This is a genomic window from Streptomyces sp. NPDC005423 (assembly GCF_040606415.1).
Classification (GTDB): domain Bacteria; phylum Actinomycetota; class Actinomycetes; order Streptomycetales; family Streptomycetaceae; genus Streptomyces.
Genome location: NZ_JBEXET010000006.1, coordinates 30,597 through 51,144, shown reverse-complemented (window position 1 = coordinate 51,144; position 20,548 = coordinate 30,597). Strand labels below are relative to the sequence as shown.

General features: G+C 73.0%; 20 protein-coding genes. 4 read left to right on the top strand and 16 right to left on the bottom strand.

What is annotated here, in order from left to right; genetic code table 11:
- Positions 1-2 precede the first annotated feature (2 nt).
- From ABZT12_RS10230 to ABZT12_RS10215, 4 genes are all read right to left on the bottom strand, one after another.
- A complete protein-coding gene (locus ABZT12_RS10230) occupies positions 3-305 on the bottom strand; it encodes a zf-TFIIB domain-containing protein (RefSeq protein ID WP_356380420.1) in 303 nt (100 codons plus the stop codon).
- An 80-nt stretch (positions 306-385) separates the two neighbouring features.
- Positions 386-1,336 carry an aminoglycoside phosphotransferase family protein gene (locus ABZT12_RS10225; protein WP_356380417.1) on the bottom strand — a complete coding sequence of 317 codons (951 nt, stop codon included), beginning with the start codon at positions 1,334-1,336 and terminating at the stop codon, positions 386-388.
- A gap of 203 nt (positions 1,337-1,539) precedes the next feature.
- On the bottom strand, positions 1,540-1,749 hold the full coding sequence (locus tag ABZT12_RS10220) for a hypothetical protein (RefSeq protein WP_356380415.1): 210 nt from the start codon (positions 1,747-1,749) through the stop codon (positions 1,540-1,542).
- Between the two features lie 266 nt (positions 1,750-2,015).
- Positions 2,016-2,249 (bottom strand): hypothetical protein, encoded by a 234-nt coding sequence (locus ABZT12_RS10215; RefSeq protein ID WP_356380413.1) that lies wholly within the window; start codon positions 2,247-2,249, stop codon positions 2,016-2,018.
- A gap of 196 nt (positions 2,250-2,445) precedes the next feature.
- On the opposite strand from ABZT12_RS10215, the gene ABZT12_RS10210 reads away from it, so the two are divergent.
- Complete coding sequence (locus ABZT12_RS10210) at positions 2,446-3,822, top strand: serine/threonine-protein kinase (RefSeq protein ID WP_356380411.1); 1,377 nt, start codon at positions 2,446-2,448, stop codon at positions 3,820-3,822.
- Between the two features lie 220 nt (positions 3,823-4,042).
- Here the strand turns inward: ABZT12_RS10210 and ABZT12_RS10205 are convergent, their stop codons facing one another.
- From ABZT12_RS10205 to ABZT12_RS10165, 9 genes are all read right to left on the bottom strand, one after another.
- Positions 4,043-4,861 (bottom strand): RNA methyltransferase, encoded by an 819-nt coding sequence (locus ABZT12_RS10205; RefSeq protein ID WP_356380408.1) that lies wholly within the window; start codon positions 4,859-4,861, stop codon positions 4,043-4,045.
- Between the two features lie 64 nt (positions 4,862-4,925).
- Positions 4,926-6,158 (bottom strand): uroporphyrinogen-III C-methyltransferase, encoded by a 1,233-nt coding sequence (gene cobA / locus ABZT12_RS10200; RefSeq protein WP_356380405.1) that lies wholly within the window; start codon positions 6,156-6,158, stop codon positions 4,926-4,928.
- 145 nt (positions 6,159-6,303) lie between these two features.
- Entirely contained in the window at positions 6,304-10,119 is a 3,816-nt protein-coding gene (gene cobT, locus ABZT12_RS10195; RefSeq protein WP_356380402.1) for a nicotinate-nucleotide--dimethylbenzimidazole phosphoribosyltransferase, read from the bottom strand.
- 368 nt (positions 10,120-10,487) lie between these two features.
- Positions 10,488-11,708, bottom strand: a complete 1,221-nt coding sequence (gene cbiE / locus ABZT12_RS10190) for a precorrin-6y C5,15-methyltransferase (decarboxylating) subunit CbiE (RefSeq protein ID WP_356380399.1) — start codon at positions 11,706-11,708, stop codon at positions 10,488-10,490.
- A 113-nt stretch (positions 11,709-11,821) separates the two neighbouring features.
- Positions 11,822-12,460 (bottom strand): GNAT family N-acetyltransferase, encoded by a 639-nt coding sequence (locus ABZT12_RS10185; protein WP_356380396.1) that lies wholly within the window; start codon positions 12,458-12,460, stop codon positions 11,822-11,824.
- A gap of 217 nt (positions 12,461-12,677) precedes the next feature.
- A complete protein-coding gene (locus ABZT12_RS10180; RefSeq protein ID WP_356380393.1) occupies positions 12,678-13,508 on the bottom strand; it encodes a MetQ/NlpA family ABC transporter substrate-binding protein in 831 nt (276 codons plus the stop codon).
- Positions 13,509-13,579: 71 nt separating this feature from the next.
- Complete coding sequence (locus ABZT12_RS10175) at positions 13,580-14,305, bottom strand: methionine ABC transporter permease (RefSeq protein ID WP_356380390.1); 726 nt, start codon at positions 14,303-14,305, stop codon at positions 13,580-13,582.
- Entirely contained in the window at positions 14,302-15,333 is a 1,032-nt protein-coding gene (locus ABZT12_RS10170) for an ATP-binding cassette domain-containing protein (RefSeq protein WP_356380387.1), read from the bottom strand. Before ABZT12_RS10170 ends, ABZT12_RS10175 begins: the two co-directional genes overlap by 4 nt.
- 314 nt (positions 15,334-15,647) lie before the next feature.
- Positions 15,648-16,301, bottom strand: a complete 654-nt coding sequence (locus tag ABZT12_RS10165; RefSeq protein ID WP_356380385.1) for an HAD-IA family hydrolase — start codon at positions 16,299-16,301, stop codon at positions 15,648-15,650.
- A 51-nt stretch (positions 16,302-16,352) separates the two neighbouring features.
- Between ABZT12_RS10165 and ABZT12_RS10160 the strand changes: the two genes are divergently transcribed.
- Both ABZT12_RS10160 and ABZT12_RS10155 read left to right on the top strand, forming a co-directional pair.
- The gene (locus ABZT12_RS10160; RefSeq protein WP_356380382.1) at positions 16,353-16,712 is read left to right on the top strand and encodes a hypothetical protein; all 360 of its coding nucleotides are present in this window, start codon (positions 16,353-16,355) and stop codon (positions 16,710-16,712) included.
- Between the two features lie 19 nt (positions 16,713-16,731).
- Positions 16,732-17,193: a hypothetical protein gene (locus tag ABZT12_RS10155; protein ID WP_356380862.1), complete on the top strand. Its 462-nt coding sequence runs from the start codon at positions 16,732-16,734 to the stop codon at positions 17,191-17,193.
- An 18-nt stretch (positions 17,194-17,211) separates the two neighbouring features.
- Here ABZT12_RS10155 and ABZT12_RS10150 read toward each other — a convergent pair whose 3' ends face one another.
- From ABZT12_RS10150 to ABZT12_RS10140, 3 genes are all read right to left on the bottom strand, one after another.
- A complete protein-coding gene (locus tag ABZT12_RS10150; protein WP_356380859.1) occupies positions 17,212-17,709 on the bottom strand; it encodes a GNAT family N-acetyltransferase in 498 nt (165 codons plus the stop codon).
- A gap of 45 nt (positions 17,710-17,754) precedes the next feature.
- Positions 17,755-18,261, bottom strand: a complete 507-nt coding sequence (locus ABZT12_RS10145) for a sigma-70 family RNA polymerase sigma factor (RefSeq protein ID WP_356380856.1) — start codon at positions 18,259-18,261, stop codon at positions 17,755-17,757.
- A gap of 73 nt (positions 18,262-18,334) precedes the next feature.
- Positions 18,335-19,519: a glycerophosphodiester phosphodiesterase gene (locus ABZT12_RS10140; RefSeq protein WP_356380379.1), complete on the bottom strand. Its 1,185-nt coding sequence runs from the start codon at positions 19,517-19,519 to the stop codon at positions 18,335-18,337.
- 392 nt (positions 19,520-19,911) lie between these two features.
- Here ABZT12_RS10140 and ABZT12_RS10135 point away from each other — a divergent pair, with 392 nt between their 5' ends.
- Positions 19,912-20,541, top strand: coding sequence for a lysophospholipid acyltransferase family protein (locus ABZT12_RS10135; protein WP_356380853.1), 630 nt, complete (start codon positions 19,912-19,914; stop codon positions 20,539-20,541).
- Positions 20,542-20,548: the final 7 nt, after the last annotated feature.

The window sequence follows — 20,548 nt, the reverse complement described above, 5'->3', positions numbered from 1 at the left end:
GGTCAGCTGGAGAACAGCATGTGGCCGAAGCTCTTGTGCCGGTGGTGGCCGCCGTGCCCGCCGTAGTGGCCACCGCCGTGTCCGCCGCCGTGCGGGGCGCCCCAGGCGGGCGCGGGCGGGGCCGGGTACGCCTGCGGGACGCCCGGGGGCGGCGGCGCGGGCTGCTGGTACTGGGACTCCACCCGGGTCAGCGCCTCCAGTTCGCCGTAGTCGAGAAAGATGCCGCGGCAGCCGCTGCACTGCTCGATCTGGATGCCGTTGCGGTTGTACGTGTGCATCGGCGCATGGCACTTCGGACACTGCATGGTCGGCTCAACTCCTCGCCGGTAGGTCCTGCTTGACGTTTCCCCAGGACAGACTCCGTGCGGTCCCGGTCGGTTGCACCCTACTTCGCCGATCCGGCCGCCAACTCCGGCGGGACGGACGCCATTCGCCGGCACGCGTCGACGACGGCCCCCTCCACCTCGTCGAGCGGGCGGTCCGCCGCGATTGCCTTGACTATTGCCAGGGCGGCGGTCTGCGCGGTGAGAGCGCGGGCCGGTACGTCGAGTGCGGGCCACGGGTCGCCGTCGCCGGGGACCGCCGGACCGGCCGCCGCGCGGTAGGCGTCCAGGAACCGGGTCCACTCGTCGGGCGGCAGCAGCCCGCAGGCGTACCAGGCCGCCGGGCGCGCCAGGTCCCACGCAGCGACTCCGGTGCCGAGATCGTCGATGTCGATCAGCAGCCAGGGACCGTCCGGCGCCGGGTGGCGCACGAGCTGGCCGAGGTGGAGGTCGCCGTGGCAGAGGGTGGTGCGGTCGGGCTGCGGGGCTTCGGCGCGGGCCCAGGAGGGGAGGAGGGCCCAGGCCCGCAGGACGGGGGCGGCGGCGGGATGCGGGCCGGCGGCGCGGAGGCGGGCGATGGCCCGGGCCGCCTTGACCGGGCCGCGCATCGAGGGCAGCGGGCCGCCGGGGTGCGCGGCGGGGCCCGAGCCGTGCAGCCGGGCGAGGAGGGTGGCGGCGGCTTCCCAGGGGGCCGCGTCGGGGTCGTCCGGGTCGACGGGGGCGCCGTAGGGCCAGAGGGTCAGCAGGCGGTCGCGCGTGGTGGAGAGGGCCGGGGTGAGCGGGGGCAGGAGGATGCCGGGGAGGCGGGCGGCCGTGATGAGGCGGCGGCCGAGGTCGCCCGGGTCGGTGTCCGGGGCGTGCGCCTTGGCGACCGTGCCGGCGTGCCGCACGACGGTGCCGTCGGGGCGGTCGGCGAGGGTGCCCGTCGGGGCGCACGGGCAGGTCGGGGTCCGGGCGTGGGCGGCGGCCCGGGCCCGGGCGGTCAGCGCGGACAGCAGCGGATCGACGGTCACGGGTCTCCCGGGTCGCGGACGGCTCTGGCCGTGAGCGTACGCAATCGGGTCCGGCACCGGCCGGGGCGGAGGCGGGCATGGCAATGCCGGCGCAGCTCCCCAGCTGCGCCGGCATTTTTTGCCGTCCGCCGCACCCCCGTCCCCACGGGGTTTCCTGGCCGGATGTCCCCGCCCGGACCGCTCTCCGGGCCTGGGGTCGCCGCTCAGCGCCCCAGCATCACGCCCACGGACGACGCCTGTGTGGCCACCGTCTCCCAGCCGTCGAAGACGACGAGGAGGAGAACCGCCAGGGGAAGGGCCATCAGGGTCGCCACCAACGGGTGGCGACGGCCTGTACGGCGGGTGCGGAACGCCGCGGTGTACACCTTGCGTCCCTCGGTGCGGATCGCTGTCCGCGGTGCCGTAAGGGCCATGGCCCCTCTCCTGACCGTGCTTCGGTTGCCTTGCTCGGTTGTCGTTCGCAGCGGCGGGTGTCTGACCTCGGGGGACGAGTGCTGCACCCGCCGCTTGACCTCAAATCTAGGCGCGGGGCGGCGATGGGTCGTCATGCCCTCGTACCGATTGGCGGGCCTCCCGGAGGATGAGCCATGAGCCGCCGACTACTCCCCTGGGTGGAGAAGGCCGCGCGGGTCTCAGGGTGTTCCCGGAGGGGGCGTCCGGAGCGCGGTCCGGTGTGCCCCTACTTTTCCGAGCTGTCCTCGCGGGGCACCGGCTGCTCGACCAGGGCGAGGACGCGGGTGGCCATGAAGCGGGCGGTGCGCACCACCGAGCCGTTTCGGGTGACTTCGCTCACTTCGACCACCCCCCGGCGCACCGCGGTCTCCACCCGGCGGCCCGCTCTGCTCGCCACCATCTCGTAGGTACGGGTCGTGTCACCGGCGTCCACGACTATCTCGACGCGATCACCTTTCACGGTCTCAATCCCCCTTGTGTGAAAGCTGGTTGGGCCGGCCGGTAGCGCCGAGTCCCGCTGTGGGCGCGCTCCCTGACCACCTCTCAAGTCTCCCACCCGGCACTGACAATCCGTCCGGCCGAGAGGGCGCGGCCTCTGCGCGCGGGCGGGCGCGGAAACGTAAGCTGTCGCTCGTCACACGGACCGGGCAGCGGGGATGAACATGGCGATGATGCGCCTGAGGCGCGAGGACCCGCGCGTCGTCGGCTCGTTCAGGCTTCACAGACGGCTGGGCGCGGGCGGGATGGGCGTGGTCTACCTCGGCTCCGACCGCAAGGGCCAGCGGGTCGCGCTCAAGGTCATCCGGCCGGATCTGGCGGAGGACCAGGAGTTCCGGTCGCGGTTCGCGCGCGAGGTGTCGGCGGCGCGGCGGATCCGGGGCGGGTGCACGGCGCGGCTGGTCGCGGCCGACCTGGAGGCGGACCGTCCGTGGTTCGCCACGCAGTACGTGCCCGGGCCCTCGCTGCACGACAAGGTCGCCGACGGGGGGCCGCTCGGCGCCGCCGAACTCGCCTCGATCGGCGCGGCCCTCTCCGAGGGGCTGGTCGCGGTCCACGAGGCCGGGGTCGTGCACCGCGACCTCAAGCCGTCCAACATCCTGCTCTCCCCCAAGGGCCCGCGGATCATCGACTTCGGCATCGCCTGGGCGACGGGGGCCTCGACGCTCACCCATGTCGGTACGGCCGTCGGGTCGCCGGGTTTCCTGGCGCCGGAGCAGGTGCGGGGCGCGGCGGTCACGCCGGCCACGGACGTGTTCTCGCTCGGAGCCACGCTCGCGTACGCCTCGATGGCCGACTCGCCCTTCGGGCACGGCAGTTCGGAGGTGATGCTGTACCGGGTGGTGCACGAGGAGGCGCAGCTTCGGGGGGTGCCGGACGCGCTGGCCCCGCTGGTGCGGGCCTGTCTGGCGAAGGATCCGGAGGAGCGGCCGAGCACCCTCCAACTGTCGTTGCGGCTCAAGGAGATCGCGGCCCGCGAGGCCCACGGCATGGCCGACGTACGGCCGCCCGCGCCGCGCGCCGCCGAGGCGGACCGGCCGACCGGGCGGCTCTCCGAGAGCTACCCGGAGCAGCAGCGCACCCAGGGCCAGAGCCGGCGGCGTCCGCAGGGGACTCCGGCACCGCGCGGTGCGGCCCCCTCCCGGGGCGGCAGCGGGTCGCGCGGCGGCGGTACGGCGTCCCGGGCGGGCGGGCCGCGGGCGACTCCGTCGGGGCGGAACACCCGTTCCGGTGGCGGCGGAAGCCGTCCCGGGCAGCGCGGCGGTCCCGGTCGGCCGGGACCGCGGACCACCGGGACCGGACGGCGGCCCGCCAACCCGCGGCTGCTGCGCCAACGGCTCTTCGTCTTCGTCGTCGTGACGCTGCTCGTCGCGCTCGGCATCGCGGTGGCCCAGGGGTGTTCGGGGCCGGCGCACGGCCTCGGCAACGACGGGCACGGCGCCCGGACGCGGTCGGGACAGGAGCAATCCGTCCGGGCCGGTCCCCGCCCGCCGGACGCGGCGAAGCCCCAGCCCCTCGGCGCCCCCGACAGCTGACGGCCCTCGAAGGGCCTCGGGGTCGCGCTCGCGGGTGACGTCGCCGGTGGACCACCGCGACGAAGGGCGGGGCATCGCCAGCCAACACCCGCTTGCCGCAAGCGAGTTGGCACCCGGAGACCGGCGCCGCGTCGCCGACCGGCGCCGTCGGGCTCCCCCGAACCTCACCGCTCTCCCCGCGTCCGGCGGCGCTTTCGCCGGGTCGCGGCCGAAGCGGGCGCTACAGCTCGGGGCGCCCCGTGGCCACCGCGTAGAAGGCCACCGCCGCCGCCGCGCCGACGTTGAGGGAGTCGACGCCGTGGGCCATGGGGATGCGGACCCACTCGTCGGCGGCCACCAGGGCCTGGGTGGAGAGGCCGTCGCCCTCCGCGCCCAGCATGAGGGCGACCCGGTCCATCCGGTGCGGGGCCGCCTCGTCGAGGCTGCTCGCCTTCTCGTCGGGGGTCAGGGCGAGGAGGGCGAAGCCGGCCTCGCGGACCGACTCCAGGCCCTTGGGCCAGCGGTCGAGGCGGGCGTAGGGGACGGAGAAGACCGCGCCCATCGAGACCTTCACGCTCCGGCGGTAGAGGGGGTCGGCGCAGTCCGGGGAGAGGAGGACCGCGTCCATGCCGAGGGCGGCGGCGGAGCGGAAGATCGCGCCGATGTTGGTGTGGTCGTTGACCGACTCCATGACGACGACACGGCGGGTGGTCTGGAGGAGGTCGGCCGCAGTGGGGAGCGGCTTGCGCTGCATGGAGGCGAGCGCGCCGCGGTGGACGTGGTAGCCGGTGACGCGCTCGGCGAGTTCCGGGCTGACCGCGTAGACGGGGGCCGGGAGTTCGTCGATGACGTCCCGCATCACGTCGACCCACTTCGCCGACAGCAGCATCGAGCGCATCTCGTACCCCGCGCTCTTGGCCCTTCTGATGACCTTCTCGCCCTCGGCGATGAAGAGGCCCTCGGCCGGTTCGCGCTTGCGGCGCAACTCGACGTCGGTCAGGCCCGTGTAGTCGCGCAGACGCGGGTCGTCGGGATCCTCGACGGTGATGAGATCGGCCACAGGGTGATACTGCCTTGTCCTGGGTGTGGTGCCAACGGCTGGGGACGGGTTGTGTTACCCGGGGTTACGCCACTGTCGGCGGCCCGACGGCCACGACCTCGCCGACGACGATCACCGCCGGGGGCCTGACCTCCCGCGCGAGGACCGTCTCGGCGACCGTGGCGAGCGTCGCGTCGACCCGGCGCTGGGCGGCGGTCGTGCCCTCCTGGACGAGGGCGACGGGCGTGTCGGGCGACTTGCCGTGCGCCACGAGCGTCTCGGCTATCTTCCCGATCTTGTCGACGCCCATCAGGATCACCAGCGTGCCGGTGAGCTTGGCGAGGGACGGCCAGTCGACTAGGGAGCGCTCGTCGTCAGGGGCGACATGGCCGCTGACCACCGTGAACTCGTGCGCGACCCCTCGGTGGGTGACGGGGATGCCGGCCGCGCCGGGGACCGAGATCGAGCTGGAGATGCCGGGCACGACCGTGCACGGGATGCCCGCCTCGGCGAGGGCCTGGAGCTCCTCCATGCCCCGGCCGAAGACATAGGGGTCGCCCCCCTTCAGCCGTACGACGGACTTGCCCTGCTTGGCGTGTTCGATCAGGGCGTTGTTGATCGCCTCCTGGGCCATGAAACGGCCGTACGGGATCTTCGCCGCGTCGATCACCTCGACGTGCGGGGGCAGTTCGGCGAGGAGGTCGCGGGGGCCGAGGCGGTCCGCGATGACGACGTCGGCCTCGGCGAGCAGGCGGCGTCCGCGGACCGTGATCAGGTCGGGGTCGCCGGGGCCGCCGCCGACCAGCGCGACCCCGGCGGTGCGGGTGCGGTGGTGGGGCGCGACCAGGGTGCCGTCGCTCAGGCCCGCGACGACCGCGTCCCGGATCGCGGCGGTGCGGCGGGGGTCCCGGCCGCGCGCGTCCGTGGTGAGTACGGCGACGGTGACGCCGCCGCTGTGGCCGGTCGCCGGGGTCCAGGCGGTCGCCACGTCGGCGTCGTCGGAGCGTACGCACCAGACGCGGTGCGTCTCCGCCTCGGCGGAGGCGCGGACGTTCGCCCCGGGGTCGCTGGTGGCGATGAGGGCGTACCAGGCGTCGGCGAGGTCGCCGTCCGCGTAGGGCCGCCGCTCCCAGGTGATCTCGCCGGAGTCCGCCATCGCCTCGACCGAGGGGGTCGCCTCCGGGGAGACGAGGCGGATGTACGCGCCGGCCGCGATCAGGGCCGGGAGACGGCGCTGGGCGACCTGGCCGCCGCCGAGCACGACCACTCGGCGGCCGGCGAGGCGGAGGCCCACGGGGTAGGCGGGGTGTTCGGCCATGGGGGTGCGGCTCCTCGGACGGGCGGGGTGGGCGCTACGGCTCTGGAGCGGCCCTGACGTGCGGATTCACAGGTGCGTTCAGCGTACGGCGGGGGCGGGACGGCCGCGACGGTACTCGGCCGGCCCCGCCCCCGCTCCGGGTCTGCTACTTCTCGGTGACACCGGCCGAGTCGAACGTCGCCACCTCGTGCATCGCCCGCGCGGTGCTCTGCACCAGCGGGAGGGCCAGCAGGGCGCCCGTGCCCTCGCCCAGGCGGAGGTCGAGGTCGACCAGGGGGCGCAGGCCCAGCTTGTTCAGGGCGGCCACGTGACCGGGTTCGGCGCTGCGGTGCCCGGCGATGCAGGCCGCGAGGACCTCGGGGGCGATCGCGCGGGCCACCAGGGCGGCGGCACCCGCGCTGACCCCGTCCAGGATCACCGGCGTACGCAGCGACGCGCCGCCGAGGAGCAGGCCGACCATGGCCGCGTGCTCGAAACCGCCGACCGCGGCGAGCACGCCGATGGGGTCCGCGGGGTCCGGCTGGTGGAAGTCGATCGCGCGGCGCACGACCTCGGTCTTGCGGGCGAGGGTCTCGTCGTTGATGCCGGTGCCCCGGCCGGTGACCTCGGCCGGGTCGGTGTCGGTGAAGACCGAGATCAGCGCCGCGGACGCGGTCGTGTTGGCGATGCCCATCTCGCCGGTGAGCAGCGCCTTGTTGCCCGCCGCCACCAGGTCGCGGGCCGTCTCGATGCCCACCTCGATGGCCTGCTTGGCCTCCTCGCGGGTCATCGCGGGGCCGGTGGTCATGTCGGACGTGCCCGCGCGGATCTTGCGCGGCAGCAGGCCCGGCGTGGCCGGCAGGTCGGAGGCGACGCCCACGTCGACCACGCACACCTCGGCGCCCACCTGTGCGGCGAACGCGTTGCAGACCGCGCCCCCGCCCAGGAAGTTGGCCACCATCTGGGCGGTGACCTCCTGCGGCCAAGGCGTGACCCCCTGCGCGTGCACCCCGTGGTCGCCGGCGAAGATCGCGACGGCCGCGGGCTCCGGGATCGGCGGCGGGCACTGCCGGGACAGCCCGGACAGCTGTGCGGAGATGATCTCCAGCATGCCGAGCGCGCCGGCCGGCTTCGTCATCCGCTTCTGCCGCTCCCACGCCTCGCCGAGCGCCTTGGCGTCCAGCGGGCGGATCCCGGCGACCGTCTCGGCGAGCAGGTCGTGCGGGTCCTCGCCGGGCAGCGCGCGGCGGCCGTACGTCTCCTCGTGCACGACCCAGGAGAGCGGGCGGCGCTTGGACCAGCCGGCCTGCATCAGCTCGGGCTCGTCCGGGAACTCGTCGACGTACCCGACGCACAGGTAGGCGACGACCTCCAGGTGCTCGGGCAGGCCGAGGGCGCGGACCATCTCGCGCTCGTCGAAGAAGCTGACCCAGCCGACGCCCAGGCCCTCGGCGCGCGCGGCGAGCCAGAGGTTCTCGACGGCGAGCGCCGAGGAGTAGGGCGCCATCTGCGGCTGGGTGTGCCGGCCCAGGGTGTGCCGGCCGCCGCGGGTCGGGTCGGCGGTGACGACGATGTTCACCGGGGTGTCGAGGATGGCCTCGATCTTCAGTTCCTTGAACTGCTTGGCCCGGCCCTTGGGCAGCGACTTGGCGTAGGCGTCGCGCTGGCTCATGGCCAGTTCGTGCATGGCGCGCCGGGTCTCGGCGGACCGGATGACGACGAAGTCCCAGGGCTGCGAGTGCCCGACGGACGGCGCGGTGTGGGCCGCTTCGAGGACGCGGAGCAGCACCTCGTGCGGGATCGGGTCGCTGCGGAAGCCGTTGCGGATGTCCCGGCGCTCGCGCATCACCTTGAGCACGGCCTCGCGCTCGGCGTCGTCGTAGCCGGGCGCCGCGGGACCGGTGGACTCTCGTACGCCTTCCACCGCTGGCACGCCCTCTTCTTCCTGGTCGGCGGCGCGGGTGTCCAGGTCGTCCGCCCGCTGTACGAGTCCGGGGTCGTGCTGCCCGGCCGGGGCGGGGTGCGCCTCGCGGGGGGCGGGGACGGCGGCCTCGGGGGCCGGCTCCTCCGTGGGCAGGACCAGGGGGTGCGGCGGGGTCGGGGCGAGGTGCGGGGTGGTGGGCACCGAGCCCTCGACCGGGACGAACCGGCCGAGCGGCGGTTCCTCCGCCGGGTGGGTCGCGTCCGGCGGCGGAACGTGGCCGGGCTCGCCGTGCGCACCGGCGGCCGGCGTCATCACCGGGACGGCGTGCGGGAATTCGGTGTACTGCTGGGCGTCGGTGTGCTGCGTCTGGGGTCCGGCCGGCGGATGCGGCTCGGGAGCGGTGCCGGGCACGGCGGCCTCGATTCCGAATGCTTCGACGGGGACGTGCCGCGCGTCGGGGACGAACTGCGGTTGCGCTACCGGTACTTCCTGCGGCTGCGGCACGTCCGGCGCGAACGGCCCGTCCGCTACGGCGGCTTCGGCGAGGACCGCCATGCTGTCCGCCGCGATGTCCGGGGCGGACGGCGGGGCCGTCGCGAACTCCGGCTCGGGCTCGGGCTCCGGTTCCGGTTCCGGTTCCGTGAACGGGGCCGACTCGGCGAAGTCCGCCGCAGGGGCGGGCTCGGCGATCCGCGCGGCGGTCACGGACTCCGGGACCGCCGGGGTCTCGGCGTACACCGGGGCCGCTGGGCTCGCACCGGTGTCGTGGACCTCGACCGGCTCGGGGACGGCGGCCGTCGGCGCCTCCGGGACGTGCGCGACGACGACGGCGTCGACGGGCTCCGTCGTGACGCCCTCTGCGGGCAGGTGAACGGCCGGTTCGGGAGCGGGCAGGGGCTCGAAGACGGGCTCCGCGTGAGGCGGGGCGAACGGCGCCTCGGGCGCCTGCACAAGGCCCGGAGCGAACACGGTCCCGGCAGCGGCCTCGTCGGGCAGCGGCACAGCCGAGGTCTCCGGAACGGCCACCGGCTCGGCAACGGTGACGGCGGCGGGCTCGGGAACGGCCACAGGCTCAGGAAGCTGCCCGGCCACGGCGGCGACCGCGTCCGGCACCGGCTGCTCGGCCTGCTCCGCGTAGGCGGCCTCGGGGGTCTCGGGCGCCTCGGGGGTTTCGGGCGCCTCGGGGGTCTCAGGGGCCGCGAGCTCGGGAGCCGGGGCGTCCACCGGCGCGTACCCGGTCGCGAGTACGTGCTCCGCGAGCTCGACGTGCACCGCGTGCTCGACGTGCTCGGCCGTCACGGCGTACGCGGGCGCCTCGCCGGCGTCCGGTACGTGAGCGACCGCGTCCGGTACCTGCGCGACGGCCGGTGCCGTGACCGTGGGGTCCGCCGCGGCGTCCGCCGCGCCGACGCCCACCCCGGCGGCATCGGTGGTGAGCCGGGCCACCGCCGCGCGGGCCGCGTCGGCCGGTTCCGCCACCGGGGCGGAGGGAAAGGCCGACAGGTCGGACGGAGCCGGAGCAACCGTTTCCGCACTCCGCACCCCGGCGCTCACCGGCGCCTGCACGGCCGCCGTTCCCCACGGGCTCGCGCCCTGGGGCGGGAGGTCCCGCAGCTGGGAGGCGTCGAGGTAGTCGGGGCCCGTGACCTGCGCCGCGCGGACCGGTGCGCCGGCGGGGCCGCGGTCGGCGAGGGAGCGGACCGGGCTGGCGGAGGCGTCGGGGGTCGGCGGCCCGAGGTGCAGCGGCCGGCGCGGCGCGGCGGAGGCCGTGGCAGCAGCGGGCAGGCGGACGCCGTTGAGGTCGACCGAGCCGCTGTCGCGGCCGTCCGTCTCGTGCGGGCCCGGCTCGTGGACGGCTTCGACGACGGGCTCGGGGACGGGCGGTGGCACCTCGTTGCCCCAGGCGCCCTGGGCGCCCGGCAGCAGCAACAGGTCTTCGTCCTCGGCGGTGGTCTCGGAGAGGTAGGTGTACGCGCCGTGCGCGGGGACGCCCGGCTGTTCCACCATGCCTGCGTTCTCCGGCAGCCCCTCGGCCGGGACCTGGCCGGTGTCGGTCATGCGTACCCCTCGCCCATCGGTTAGTGCTTCTACGACCAGCTCACCGGGAACGGCGCACCGACCGCTCCGCAGTGGAGAACGAGCGTGCGTGTCCAGCGGCACGAACGGTTCGTCGCCGACAGGGCGACGAAGCCACTGGCTCGCATTCTCGCGGCCGTTCCGCCGTCACGACAGCCGGTTCCGCGACGACCCGCTGTGGACTGCGCCACGTTGCGCGTCCTCCGGTTCTGCCGTACCACACCCACCCCAAAAGGGGCGCGTTTTCCGGACATTGGCCTACGAAGTGCCGGGTCACCGGGCGGGGTACAACAGTCGGCCAGCCTACCGCGCGCAGTACGACAACAGGATCACGGGGACGACAGAACGGGTCAGGAGGCGCGGTCCGGCAGCAGGCCGCTGAGCAGGAAGACCACGCTCCGTTCGGTCTCCGTCCAGGCCCGCGTGTCGAGTTCGACGGACTGGAGGAGGGCGCACTCGACCCGGTAGCCGTGCTCGGTGAGGGCGCGGCCGAGCAGCTCGGCCTCGTCGCGGGTCGACGCGTGCGCCACGATGCGCTGCGGGCGCCGGTCGGCGACCGCGGAGACGACGGCCACTCCCCCGGCGCCGACCCGTACGACGTCCGGTTCGGGGAGGTTCTCCAGGATGTGCGGGGCGCTGCCGTGCACGATCTGGACCTGGACGCCGACGCTCCGGGCGGCCGTCTCGGTGCGGACGCAGGCGGGGAGGGCACGGTCGACGGCGATGACGGCGGCGCCGGCCCGCGCGGCCTCGGCGGCGAAGGCACCGGCGCCGCAGCCGATGTCCCAGACCAGGTCGCCCGACCGGGGCCCCAGCCGGGCGAGTTGGGCGGCGCGCAGCAGTTCGGACTCGCCCTCGCCGAGGGCGCCGTCGTAGGTCTCGGCTGGCAGTGTCCAGCCGCGCGGGCCGGCCGACGGGTCACGGCCGGCGATCCAGCCGCCCGCGTCGTGGGCGCCCGCGGGGCCGGTCGGGCCGCCGATGACGATGACGACGTTGGGGTCGCGCCAGATGTGGTCGGCGGCCTTGTCCGAGGTGAGGACGGTGACTTGTTCGCGTTCGGTGCCGAGCTCCTCGCAGATCACGAAGGTGCGGTGCACGCCCTCCATGAGCAGGCCGAGTTCGGCGGGTCCCGCGCCGGGCGAGGTGAGGACGGCGACCTTGGGGTGGGCCCGGCAGACGTTCACCGCGCGGCGCAGGGTGCGGCTGTGGGCGACGACCACCTGCGCGTCGTCCCAGGGCATGCCGGCCCGGGCGAAGGCGGCGGCCACCGCGGAGACGGCGGGCACCACCTCCACCTCCAGGCCGAACTCCGGTGCGTGCAGGGCCCGTACGACTCCGAAGAAGCCGGGGTCCCCGTCGGCGAAGACGACCGCGGTGCCCCGGTGGGCGGCGATCCGGCGGGCGGCGAGGGCGACGCTGCCGAGGCGGACGCGCTCGGCGGTCTCCGCGACTTCGGGAAGTTCCAGGTGGTGGGGGGCGCCGGCCACCAGGGTCGCGGCACCCAGGGCGGAACGTGCCGCGGCGGTGAGCGGAGAGCCGTCCCAGCCGATCACCGTGACGCGGTCGGCCATGGTCCTCAGTCTCCAGGGGTTTTGCGCAAGTCGTCAGGGGATGGGCCCATGTACGGGCTCCGTGAGGGTACCTGGTGGAGCTGGGACGTGCGGCGGGGCGGGGGGCGGCCGGTTCAGTTCCAGTCGGCGAGCGAGGTGAAACCGTCGGCGTCCGCGTGCTGTCCGCCCGCGCCCTCCAGGTCCTCCGGCAGCAGGCTCCACACGATGAAGTCGGTACGGGTGTCGGTCCAGGTGCCGTCGTCGCCGCGGACGTGCGCTATACAGGCGCCCCGCAGGACGCCCTCGCTGATGCAGCCGATCTTCTGGGCGACCTGCTGGGAGGCGGTGTTGTCGGCGGCGGTGCGCAGCTCGATGCGCTCCAACTTCTGGTCCCCGAACAGCCATTGGGCGGTGGCGAGCGCCGCCTCCGAGGCGTAGCCCTCGCCGCGCGCCCAGGGGGCGATGATGTACGACAGCTCGGTGGACCGGATATGCCAGTCGGTCTTGGTCAACTGGACGATTCCGACCAGCCGTTGGGTGAGGAACTCAGTGACGGCGAGGTCCAGGCCGCGGCCGGAGACGCGTTCGGCGGGCGCGTACCCGGTGATCCAGTCACGGGCGGCGGCCCCGGTGAACGGCTGGGGTACGTCGGTCCAGGCGCCGACCTGTTCGTCGTTCATCATCTCGGTCAGGGCGGGCACGTCGTCCTCGTCGAGGGGCCGCAGCACCAACCGCTCCGTGCTGATGGAGATGTTGGGGAAGGTGCTCGTCATGCGCCGCTCCGTAACCTTCGGAAAACCTGCAGTCCTGCTGAACTGCCCAGCATGCAGCATGAAAGCACCGTGCCGCATCACGGGGTCCACCGTGGGTGAGGAGGCGGACCCCGTGAGTTGCGGCGAGTTGTCCGCAAGACGGCTCAGAAGTACGGGACGACTCGGAAGGGCGGAGACGACCCGGAAGTGACGGGACGGCTCAGAAGGACAGGATGACTCAGAAGGACGGGATGACCGAGCCGTCGTACTTGTCCTCGATGAACTTCTTGACCTCGGTCGAGGTGAGGAGCTTGGCGAGCTTCTTCACCCGGGGGTCCTTCTCGTTGCCCTTCTTGACGGCGAGGAAGTTGCCGTACGGGTTGTTCTTCGCGGACTCCAGGACGAGGGCGTCGGTGGCGGGCTTGAGGCCGGCGGAGAGCGCGTAGTTGCCGTTGACGACCGACGCGTCCACGTCGTCCAGGGAGCGCGCGGTCTGCGCCGCCTCGACCTCCTTGAACTTCAGGCCCTTGGGGTTCTTCGCGATGTCCTGCGGGGTCGCCTCGGTGCCGGCGCCGGCCTTGAGGGTGATGAGCCCGTTGGCGGCGAGCAGCTTGAGGGCGCGGGCCTCGTTGACGGCGTCGTTCGGGACGGCGACCGTCGCGCCGCTCTTGAGCGCGTCGGCCGACTTCACCTTGTGCGAGTAGAGGCCGAGCGGCTCCAGGTGCACGGTGACGACGGGCACGATGTGGGTGCCGCGCTTCTTGTTGAAGTCGTCGAGGTAGGGCTGGTTCTGGAAGTAGTTGGCGTCCACCGAGCCGTCCTCGGTGGCGGTGTTCGGGACGATGTAGTCCTGGAACTCCTTGACCTCCAGGTCGAGTCCGGCCTTCTTCGCCAGGTTCTTCTTGACGAAGTTCAGGATCTCGGCGTGCGGGGTGGGGCTGGCGGCGACGATCAGCGGTCCGCTGTGGTCGGCGGCGCCGGAGTCCTTGCCGGAGCCGCAGGCGGTGAGCCCGAAGGTGAGGGCTCCGGCGGCGAGGACGGCGGTGGTGATCTTGGTCGAGTTACGCACGAAAAGTGCCTTTCCTTATGGGTGCAGCGGCCCCGCGAAGGGTGTGCGGGGGGTTCTCGGGGAGGGGTGGCTCAGACGGTCTTGCTCGTCGCGGTGGACGCCTTGAGCAGCCGGAGCCTGGGGGCGGCGCCCGACTGGCCGGCACGCCGGTGCAGCGAGCGGGCCGCGTAGTCGCCGGCGAACTGGATCAGCGAGATGACGACCGCGAGGATGGCCACGGTGATCCACATCAGCTGTGTCTCGAAGCGCTGGTAGCCGTAGCGGATGGCGATGTCACCGAGGCCGCCGGCGCCGACCGTGCCGGCCATGGCGGAGTAGCCGATGAGCGCGACGACCGTGGTGGTGGTGCTGGAGATCAGCGAGGGCAGCGACTCCGGTACGAGGACCTTGCGCACGATCGTCCAGGTGTTGCCGCCCATCGCCTGCACGGCCTCGACGAGCCCGCCGTCCACCTCGCGGACAGCCGTCTCGACGAGCCGGGCGAAGAACGGGATGGCACCGATGGCGAGCGGCACGATGGCGGCCTCGCGGCCGATGGTCGTCCCGGTGACGGTCCGGGTGAAGCCCATCAGCGCGACCATCAGGATGATGAAGGGCAGCGAGCGGCCGACGTTCACGATCTGCCCGATGACCCTGTTCGCGACGAGGTTCTGCAGCAGTCCGCCCCGGTCGGTGAGGACGAGGACGATGCCGAGCGGAAGTCCGCCGACGACGGCGATGAGCGTGGACCAGCCGACCATGTAGAGGGTGTCCCAACACGCCTGGGACAGCAGGGGCTGCGCTTCGGACCAGGTCACTCGGCACCTTCCTCGGTCGGCTGGGCCTCGCCCACCACGTCGATCTGGAGTCCCTGTTCGCGCAGGAAGCCGATCGGTACGACGTTCTCCTCGTAGCGGCCTGGCAGTTCGATGCGCATGCGGCCGATCTGGAGTCCGCCGACGGTGTCGATGGCGGCCCCGAGGATCGATATGTCGATGTTGTAGGTGCGGGAGAGCCGGGAGATGACGGGCCGGGTCGCGGCCTCGCCGTGGAAGGTGACGTCGACGACGGTGCGGTCCTCGCCGGTGGCTTCGCCGTCGAGCGGGAAGAGCGCGGCGGCCAGCGTGGAGCCCGGGGTCGCGAGCAGTTCGCTCACGGTGCCGGACTCGACGATGCGGCCCCGCTCCATGAGGGCAGCGGAGTCGCAGACGTGCTTGACGACGTCCATCTCGTGGGTGATGAGCAGGACGGTGAGTCCCAGCTGCCGGTTCAGGTCGCGGAGCAGCTGGAGGATGGAGCGGGTGGTCTCCGGGTCGAGGGCGCTGGTGGCCTCGTCGGAGAGGAGCACCTTGGGGTCGCCGGCGAGCGCGCGGGCGATGCCGACGCGCTGCTTCTGGCCGCCGGAGAGCTGTGCCGGGTAGGCCCTGGCCTGGTCGGCGAGGCCGACGAGGTCGAGCAGTTCCCCGGCCTTCCGCGAGCGCTCCCGGCCGGTCCTGCCGAGGATCTCGAGCGGCAGCTCGATGTTGTCCTGGACGGTCCGGGAGGAGAGCAGGTTGAAGTGCTGGAAGACCATGCCGATACGGCTGCGCGCCCGGCGGAGATCGCGGCCGGCCCGGGGGCCGGGTCCGGCGAGGGCGGTGAGGTCCTCTCCGGCGACGGTCACCGTGCCGGCGGTGGGCCGTTCCAGGAGGTTGACGCAGCGGATGAGCGAGGACTTGCCGGCGCCGGACTGGCCGATGACGCCGTACACCTCGCCTTCGCGGACGTGCAGGTCGACGCCGTCGAGGGCGGTGACCTCACGGCCGCGTGAGCGGTAGACCTTGGTCAGGCCCGATGTGGTGATCACTGGGGTTCCATGACTGTCGAGTACGCGGGCGTGGGTGTGCCCCGTACGGGGAGGAAGGATGTGCGCGGGAGGCTCGGTCACCTACGCGTGACGGCGTACGGACATGCCTCTACTGCCGGCTTCGGGGGCGATGCCCGGGGGTGGTGCGGGGCCCTCTAGAAGGCGCACATTCGACACATACAACGAGCACCGGGCGTCAGGGTCGCCTCGGTCGCAGAGCTGCGGTTGCTCGTCATGGTCATACGATCAGTAAAGCAGACGTACAGGCTCGACAAAGCGCGGCTGTCCGCATGATGGACAGCGGCGGACGTCCGTCAGCCGCGCGCGGAGATCTCCACTCCCGCGTCGGTGACCAGCGCCGACAGGGCCGACAGGTCCCTGACCACGAGGTCGGCGTCGAGCTCGTGGACCTGGTGGGTCGTGGCCAACGCCACCGTGGTCATGCCCGCCGCACGGCCGGCCCGCAGTCCGGCCGGGGCGTCCTCGAAGACGACACAGCGGGCCGGGTCGGTCCCCAGCCGGCGGGCGGCGAGCAGATACGGCTCCGGGTCGGGCTTGCCCCGGGTGACGTCCTCGGCGACGACCAGCACCCTGGGCAGGATGCCGGCCGCGGCGAGCCGGGCCTCGGCGAGCCGCCGGGTGGCGGAGGTCACGACGGCCCAGCGGACGGCGGAGGGCAGCGCGTCGAGGAAGTCCCGGGTGCCGGGGAGCAGCACCGCGCCGCCGTTGGGCACGTCCGCCACCTCCAGCGCCTCGATCCGCGCCACCGCCTCGGCGACGCGGGCCGCGGGCAGCAGGTCGGCGGCTATCTCCCCGGCGGTCCGCCCGTGCAGCTCGACCCGCGCGAACTCCTCGGCGGCGATCCCGAACTCCGCCGCCCAGCGCGCCCAGCACCGGCGCACCGATTCGAGGGAGGAGACAAGGGTGCCGTCGTTGTCGAAGAGGAGGGCCTCAGCGTGGATCTTCATGTTCCCGACCCTACGGTCACCGGGTCTTTTGGCCCGTAATAGGGTCGCGGCATGGTTGATGCCCTGACGCTGGTGACCGGTGTCGCCGCGCTGCTGCTCGCCGCCTGGTGCGGCTGGGCGGCCTACCGAGACCAGCCGACGAAGGACTGGCACTTCATCGCGATGGCGGTGGTCACCCTGCTGGCGACCGTCCAGCTGGTGATCGGGATCGTGGAGCTGGCGCGGGGCGAGAAGGCGGAGCAGGGCACGACGATCTTCGTGGCGTATCTGTTGGGCGCGTTCGCGTGCGTCCCGGCGGCGGGCTTCATGTCCCTCGCGGAACGCACCCGTTGGGGTTCGGTGACGGCCGCGGCCGGCGGGATCGTCCTCGCCGTTCTCGAAGTGCGGCTCTACGACATCTGGGGAGGCTGAGTTGACCGCCACGGACGACATGTCCCAGCCCGGCGCGGACGACGCGGCACAGAAGAAGCCGCCCAGGACCCGCCTCATCGGCGGCCCCGGCATGCTGCTCGTCTGGTTCTACGGCGTGATGGTCGTCGGCGCGGTGTCGCGCTCGGCGGTGCAGATCTCCACCGACTTCGGCCGGGCGCCGCTCGCCTACTCGCTCTCGGCGGTGGCGGGCCTGGTCTACGGCTTCATCACGTACTCCCTGGTGCGCGGCGGCGAGACGGCCCGCCGGGCGGCCCTGGTCTGCTGCGCGGCCGAGCTGGCGGGCGTGCTCATCGTCGGCACCTGGACGCTGGCCGACCCGTCCGCCTTCCCCGACTCGACGGTCTGGTCGGACTACGGCATGGGGTACGTCTTCATCCCGGTGCTGCTGCCGCTCTCCGCGCTGTACTGGCTGCGCAAGGCCGCCGCCCGACGGCGACAGCCGGGCGCGGCAGCCTCCTAGCGCGGCGGCACCGGCGCGTCACGCCGTCGCGACGTACGCCTCGACGGGCTTCTCCAGGACGATCATCGGTACGCCGTCGTCGCCCTCGGAGGTGCCTACGGCCTGGTAGCCGACGCGGCGGTAGAGGCGGAGGTTTCCCTCGCTGCGGTGGCCGGTGTGGAGCCGGAACCGCTTGGCGCCGCGCTCCTCGGCGAGGGCCGCTTCCGCCGCGCGGAGGAGGCGGGCGCCGATGCCGTGGCCCTGGAGACGCGGGTGGACGCAGAGTTTGCCGATGGCCGCGGCGCCGTCGCCGGTCACCGTGCCGCGCACCGAGCCGACCACTTCCTCGCCCAGCCGGGCGACGAAGACACAGTCGGAGGCGACCTCTTCGCGGACCGAGTCCAGGCTCTGGACGAGCGGGTCGATCCGGTAGTTGCCGTACAGCGCCGCCTCGCTCTGGAAGCACAGGTACTGCAGCCTGAAGATCTGCTCTGCGTCCTGCTCGGTCGCCACCGAGATGGTCACGCTCATGCCCATGTGCGCACGCCTCCCGCTCACCTGATCACCGTCTGTCCCTCACTCCTATCCCCGTGGTTCACCGGTCGCAACCTCCGGCGCCAGCAATCGCCGCAGACATGCCAGACATCTGGAACGTTCCGGGCCGAGACTTCCCTGTGAGATACCCAACTCCCCCGCGATCTCGCGGTAGGTGAGGTCCTCGGCTGACAGGAGGGCCGCCAGCAGACGCGGGCAGCGGCCCGGCAGCCGGGCCACCGCGTCGTGCAGCGCGCGGTGCCCGGCCGCGGTGACGGCACGTTGCTCGGGACCGCGGTCACCGTGGTCCGCGGGATCGTCCCGGTAGCCCTGTTCCAGGCGGGCGGTGCGGCGGGTGCGGCGGGCCTCCGAGCGGACGGCGCGGCGCAGCCAGCGCTGCGGGTCGACGGGCGGGCCGGCGGCGTCGAGGCGCTCCAACAGGCGCAGCCAGACGGCCTGTTCGAGGTCGCCCGGTTCCGTTCCGGAGGCATGTGCCTCGGCTGAGGCCTCGGCGGTGAGCAGCGGGCGCAGGGCGGTGAGCAGGTCGGGTGTCATATGCGGCACGACGCGGCCGTCCCGGCGTCGGTTGCCGGGACGGCCGGCTGTCACCCCAACCGGGGCCGCGGGCTCAGCCGTTGACGAAGTCCGCGCGGGCCAGCAGGCCGGTGTCGGCGTTGTCGGTGAAGACACCGTCGATGCCGGTCGCGAAGTACGTCCTGAACGCGCCGAACGCGTCGCCGTAGGCGTCCGCCGCCGTGCCCTTGCGGAACTCCGCCGGCAGGAAGGGGTTCTCGTTGCGCATGGTGTACGGGTGGAGGACCAGCCCCGCCCGGTGGGCGTCGGCGACGAGGGCGCTCGGCGCGGCGAGGGTGCCGTCGGCGTTCTTCGGGATGACCAGGTCGAGCGTGGGGCCGATGCCCTGCGCGTAGCGGGCCAGTTCGGCGAGGCCCTTCGGGGTGATCAGGTCGTCGACCGTGCGCGGGTCACCGGTGCTGACGAAGTCCCAGGGACGGGTGCCGGTGCCGGAGAGCAGCACCACGAGCGGGTTGCCGACGAGCTTGTTCAGGCGCTGGATGCTGGTCGGTTCGAAGGACTGGATGAGGACCGGCGCGTTCTTGCCGTCCTTGCCGTGCCGGCGCAGCGACGTGGCGAGCAGGTGCTCCACGTCGTGGCCGAGCGCGCGGAAGTAGGTGGGGTGCTTGGTCTCGGGGTAGATCAGGACCTGCTTGCCGCGCTTGCGGGTCTGCTCGTCCTGCCACCGGAGCACCTCTTCGAAGGTGGGGATCTCCCAGCGGCCGTTGTAGAGGGTGTTGTGGGGGCGGTTGGCCGGAATCCGCTCGATCGCGCGCAGCGTCTTCAGCTCGGCGAGCGTGAAGTCCTCGGTGAACCAGCCGGTGATGGAGACGCCGTCCAGCAGTTTGGTGGTCCTGCGGGCGGCGAACTCGGGGTGGTCGGCGACGTTCGTGGTGCCGCCGATCTCCGGCTCGTGCCGGCAGACCAGGTGGCCGTCCTTGGTGGGGACCAGGTCACCGGCCTCGACGATGTCGGCGCCCAGGTCGAGGGCGAGCTGGTACGAGCCGAAGGTGTGCTCGGGGCGGTAGCCGCTGGAGCCCCGGTGGCCGATGATCGCCGGGACGGGCAGGCCCTTGAGGACGCTCCCGTGACCGGTCGCGCCGGCGGCCCCGGCGGCTCTCGCGGTGCCCGCGGACCCCAGGGCCGCGGCGCCCGCGCCGAGCACCGCCGCGCCTAGCAGCGCCCGCCGTCCGGTCCCGCGTCCTCGCTCGTTCGGCCCCTGTGTCGCCTGCGTGTCCATGAGTCCTCCGTGCGTCCGCCCGTCCGTGCGCGCCGATCGTATGGGCGTGAGCATGACGGGCGGGAGACGTCGGCCGGAACACGGCGGTGACGGTGGATGTCGTACGGGATACGGGGTTTGACGCCGCGTGGGCCCGGTACGCGATGTCCGTCACATCGTTGCGGCCGTGTTTCCGGTCGTCAGCCGTACGCCACCGCAGGTGAACCCGCGTCAACACCGTGTAAGACACCCGTGAACCCGATGTGCGATTCCCCCGGGCCCGCGAGTATCGTCCTCACCTGCACAGACTCAACCGAATACCTCGACATATCCCGGCTTGCCTCGTCACTCGCCCGACACCGGAGGAACCGTTGTCCCGCTTCGCGCTCATCAAGGCACTGCTCGGACCGATCATGCGCCTGATGTTCCGCCTCCAGGTGGAGGGTGTGGAGCACGTTCCGGGCGACGGTCCGGTGATCCTGGCCGGCAACCACCTCACGTTCATCGACTCGATGATCCTTCCCCTCGTCTGCGACCGGCAGGTGCTCTTCATCGGCAAGGACGAGTACGTCACCGGCAAGGGGCTCAAGGGCCGCCTGATGGCCTGGTTCTTCACCGGTGTCGGCATGATCCCGGTGGACCGGGACGGGGCGAACGGCGGTGTGGCGGCCCTGATGACCGGGCGCCGCGTCCTGGAGGAGGGCAAGGTCTTCGGGATCTACCCCGAGGGCACCCGGTCGCCCGACGGACGGCTGTACCGGGGCCGCACCGGGATCGCGCGGCTCACGATGATGACCGGGGCGCCGGTGGTCCCGTTCGCGATGATCGGCACCGACAAGCTCCAGCCGGGCGGGTCGGGGATGCCCCGGCCGGGGCGGGTCACCGTCCGGTTCGGCGCGGCGATGGAGTTCTCCCGGTACGAGGGGATGGACCGCGACCGCTATGTGCTGCGGGCCGTGACGGACTCCGTGATGACCGAGGTCATGCGGCTGTCCGGGCAGGAGTACGTGGACATGTACGCCACGAAGGCGAAAGCGGCGTAACCCCGCC

Coding starts and splice junctions, on each gene's coding strand:
- ABZT12_RS10230 (WP_356380420.1), bottom strand. CDS start 305: ATGCAGTGTCCGAAGTGCCATGCGCCGATGCACACGTACAACCGCAAC.
- ABZT12_RS10220 (WP_356380415.1), bottom strand. CDS start 1,749: ATGGCCCTTACGGCACCGCGGACAGCGATCCGCACCGAGGGACGCAAG.
- ABZT12_RS10210 (WP_356380411.1), top strand. CDS start 2,446: ATGAACATGGCGATGATGCGCCTGAGGCGCGAGGACCCGCGCGTCGTC.
- cobA (WP_356380405.1), bottom strand. CDS start 6,158: ATGGCCGAACACCCCGCCTACCCCGTGGGCCTCCGCCTCGCCGGCCGC.
- cobT (WP_356380402.1), bottom strand. CDS start 10,119: ATGACCGACACCGGCCAGGTCCCGGCCGAGGGGCTGCCGGAGAACGCA.
- cbiE (WP_356380399.1), bottom strand. CDS start 11,708: ATGGCCGACCGCGTCACGGTGATCGGCTGGGACGGCTCTCCGCTCACC.
- ABZT12_RS10185 (WP_356380396.1), bottom strand. CDS start 12,460: ATGACGAGCACCTTCCCCAACATCTCCATCAGCACGGAGCGGTTGGTG.
- ABZT12_RS10165 (WP_356380385.1), bottom strand. CDS start 16,301: ATGAAGATCCACGCTGAGGCCCTCCTCTTCGACAACGACGGCACCCTT.
- ABZT12_RS10160 (WP_356380382.1), top strand. CDS start 16,353: ATGGTTGATGCCCTGACGCTGGTGACCGGTGTCGCCGCGCTGCTGCTC.
- ABZT12_RS10155 (WP_356380862.1), top strand. CDS start 16,732: ATGTCCCAGCCCGGCGCGGACGACGCGGCACAGAAGAAGCCGCCCAGG.
- ABZT12_RS10150 (WP_356380859.1), bottom strand. CDS start 17,709: ATGGGCATGAGCGTGACCATCTCGGTGGCGACCGAGCAGGACGCAGAG.
- ABZT12_RS10145 (WP_356380856.1), bottom strand. CDS start 18,261: ATGACACCCGACCTGCTCACCGCCCTGCGCCCGCTGCTCACCGCCGAG.
- ABZT12_RS10140 (WP_356380379.1), bottom strand. CDS start 19,519: ATGGACACGCAGGCGACACAGGGGCCGAACGAGCGAGGACGCGGGACC.
- ABZT12_RS10135 (WP_356380853.1), top strand. CDS start 19,912: ATGCGCCTGATGTTCCGCCTCCAGGTGGAGGGTGTGGAGCACGTTCCG.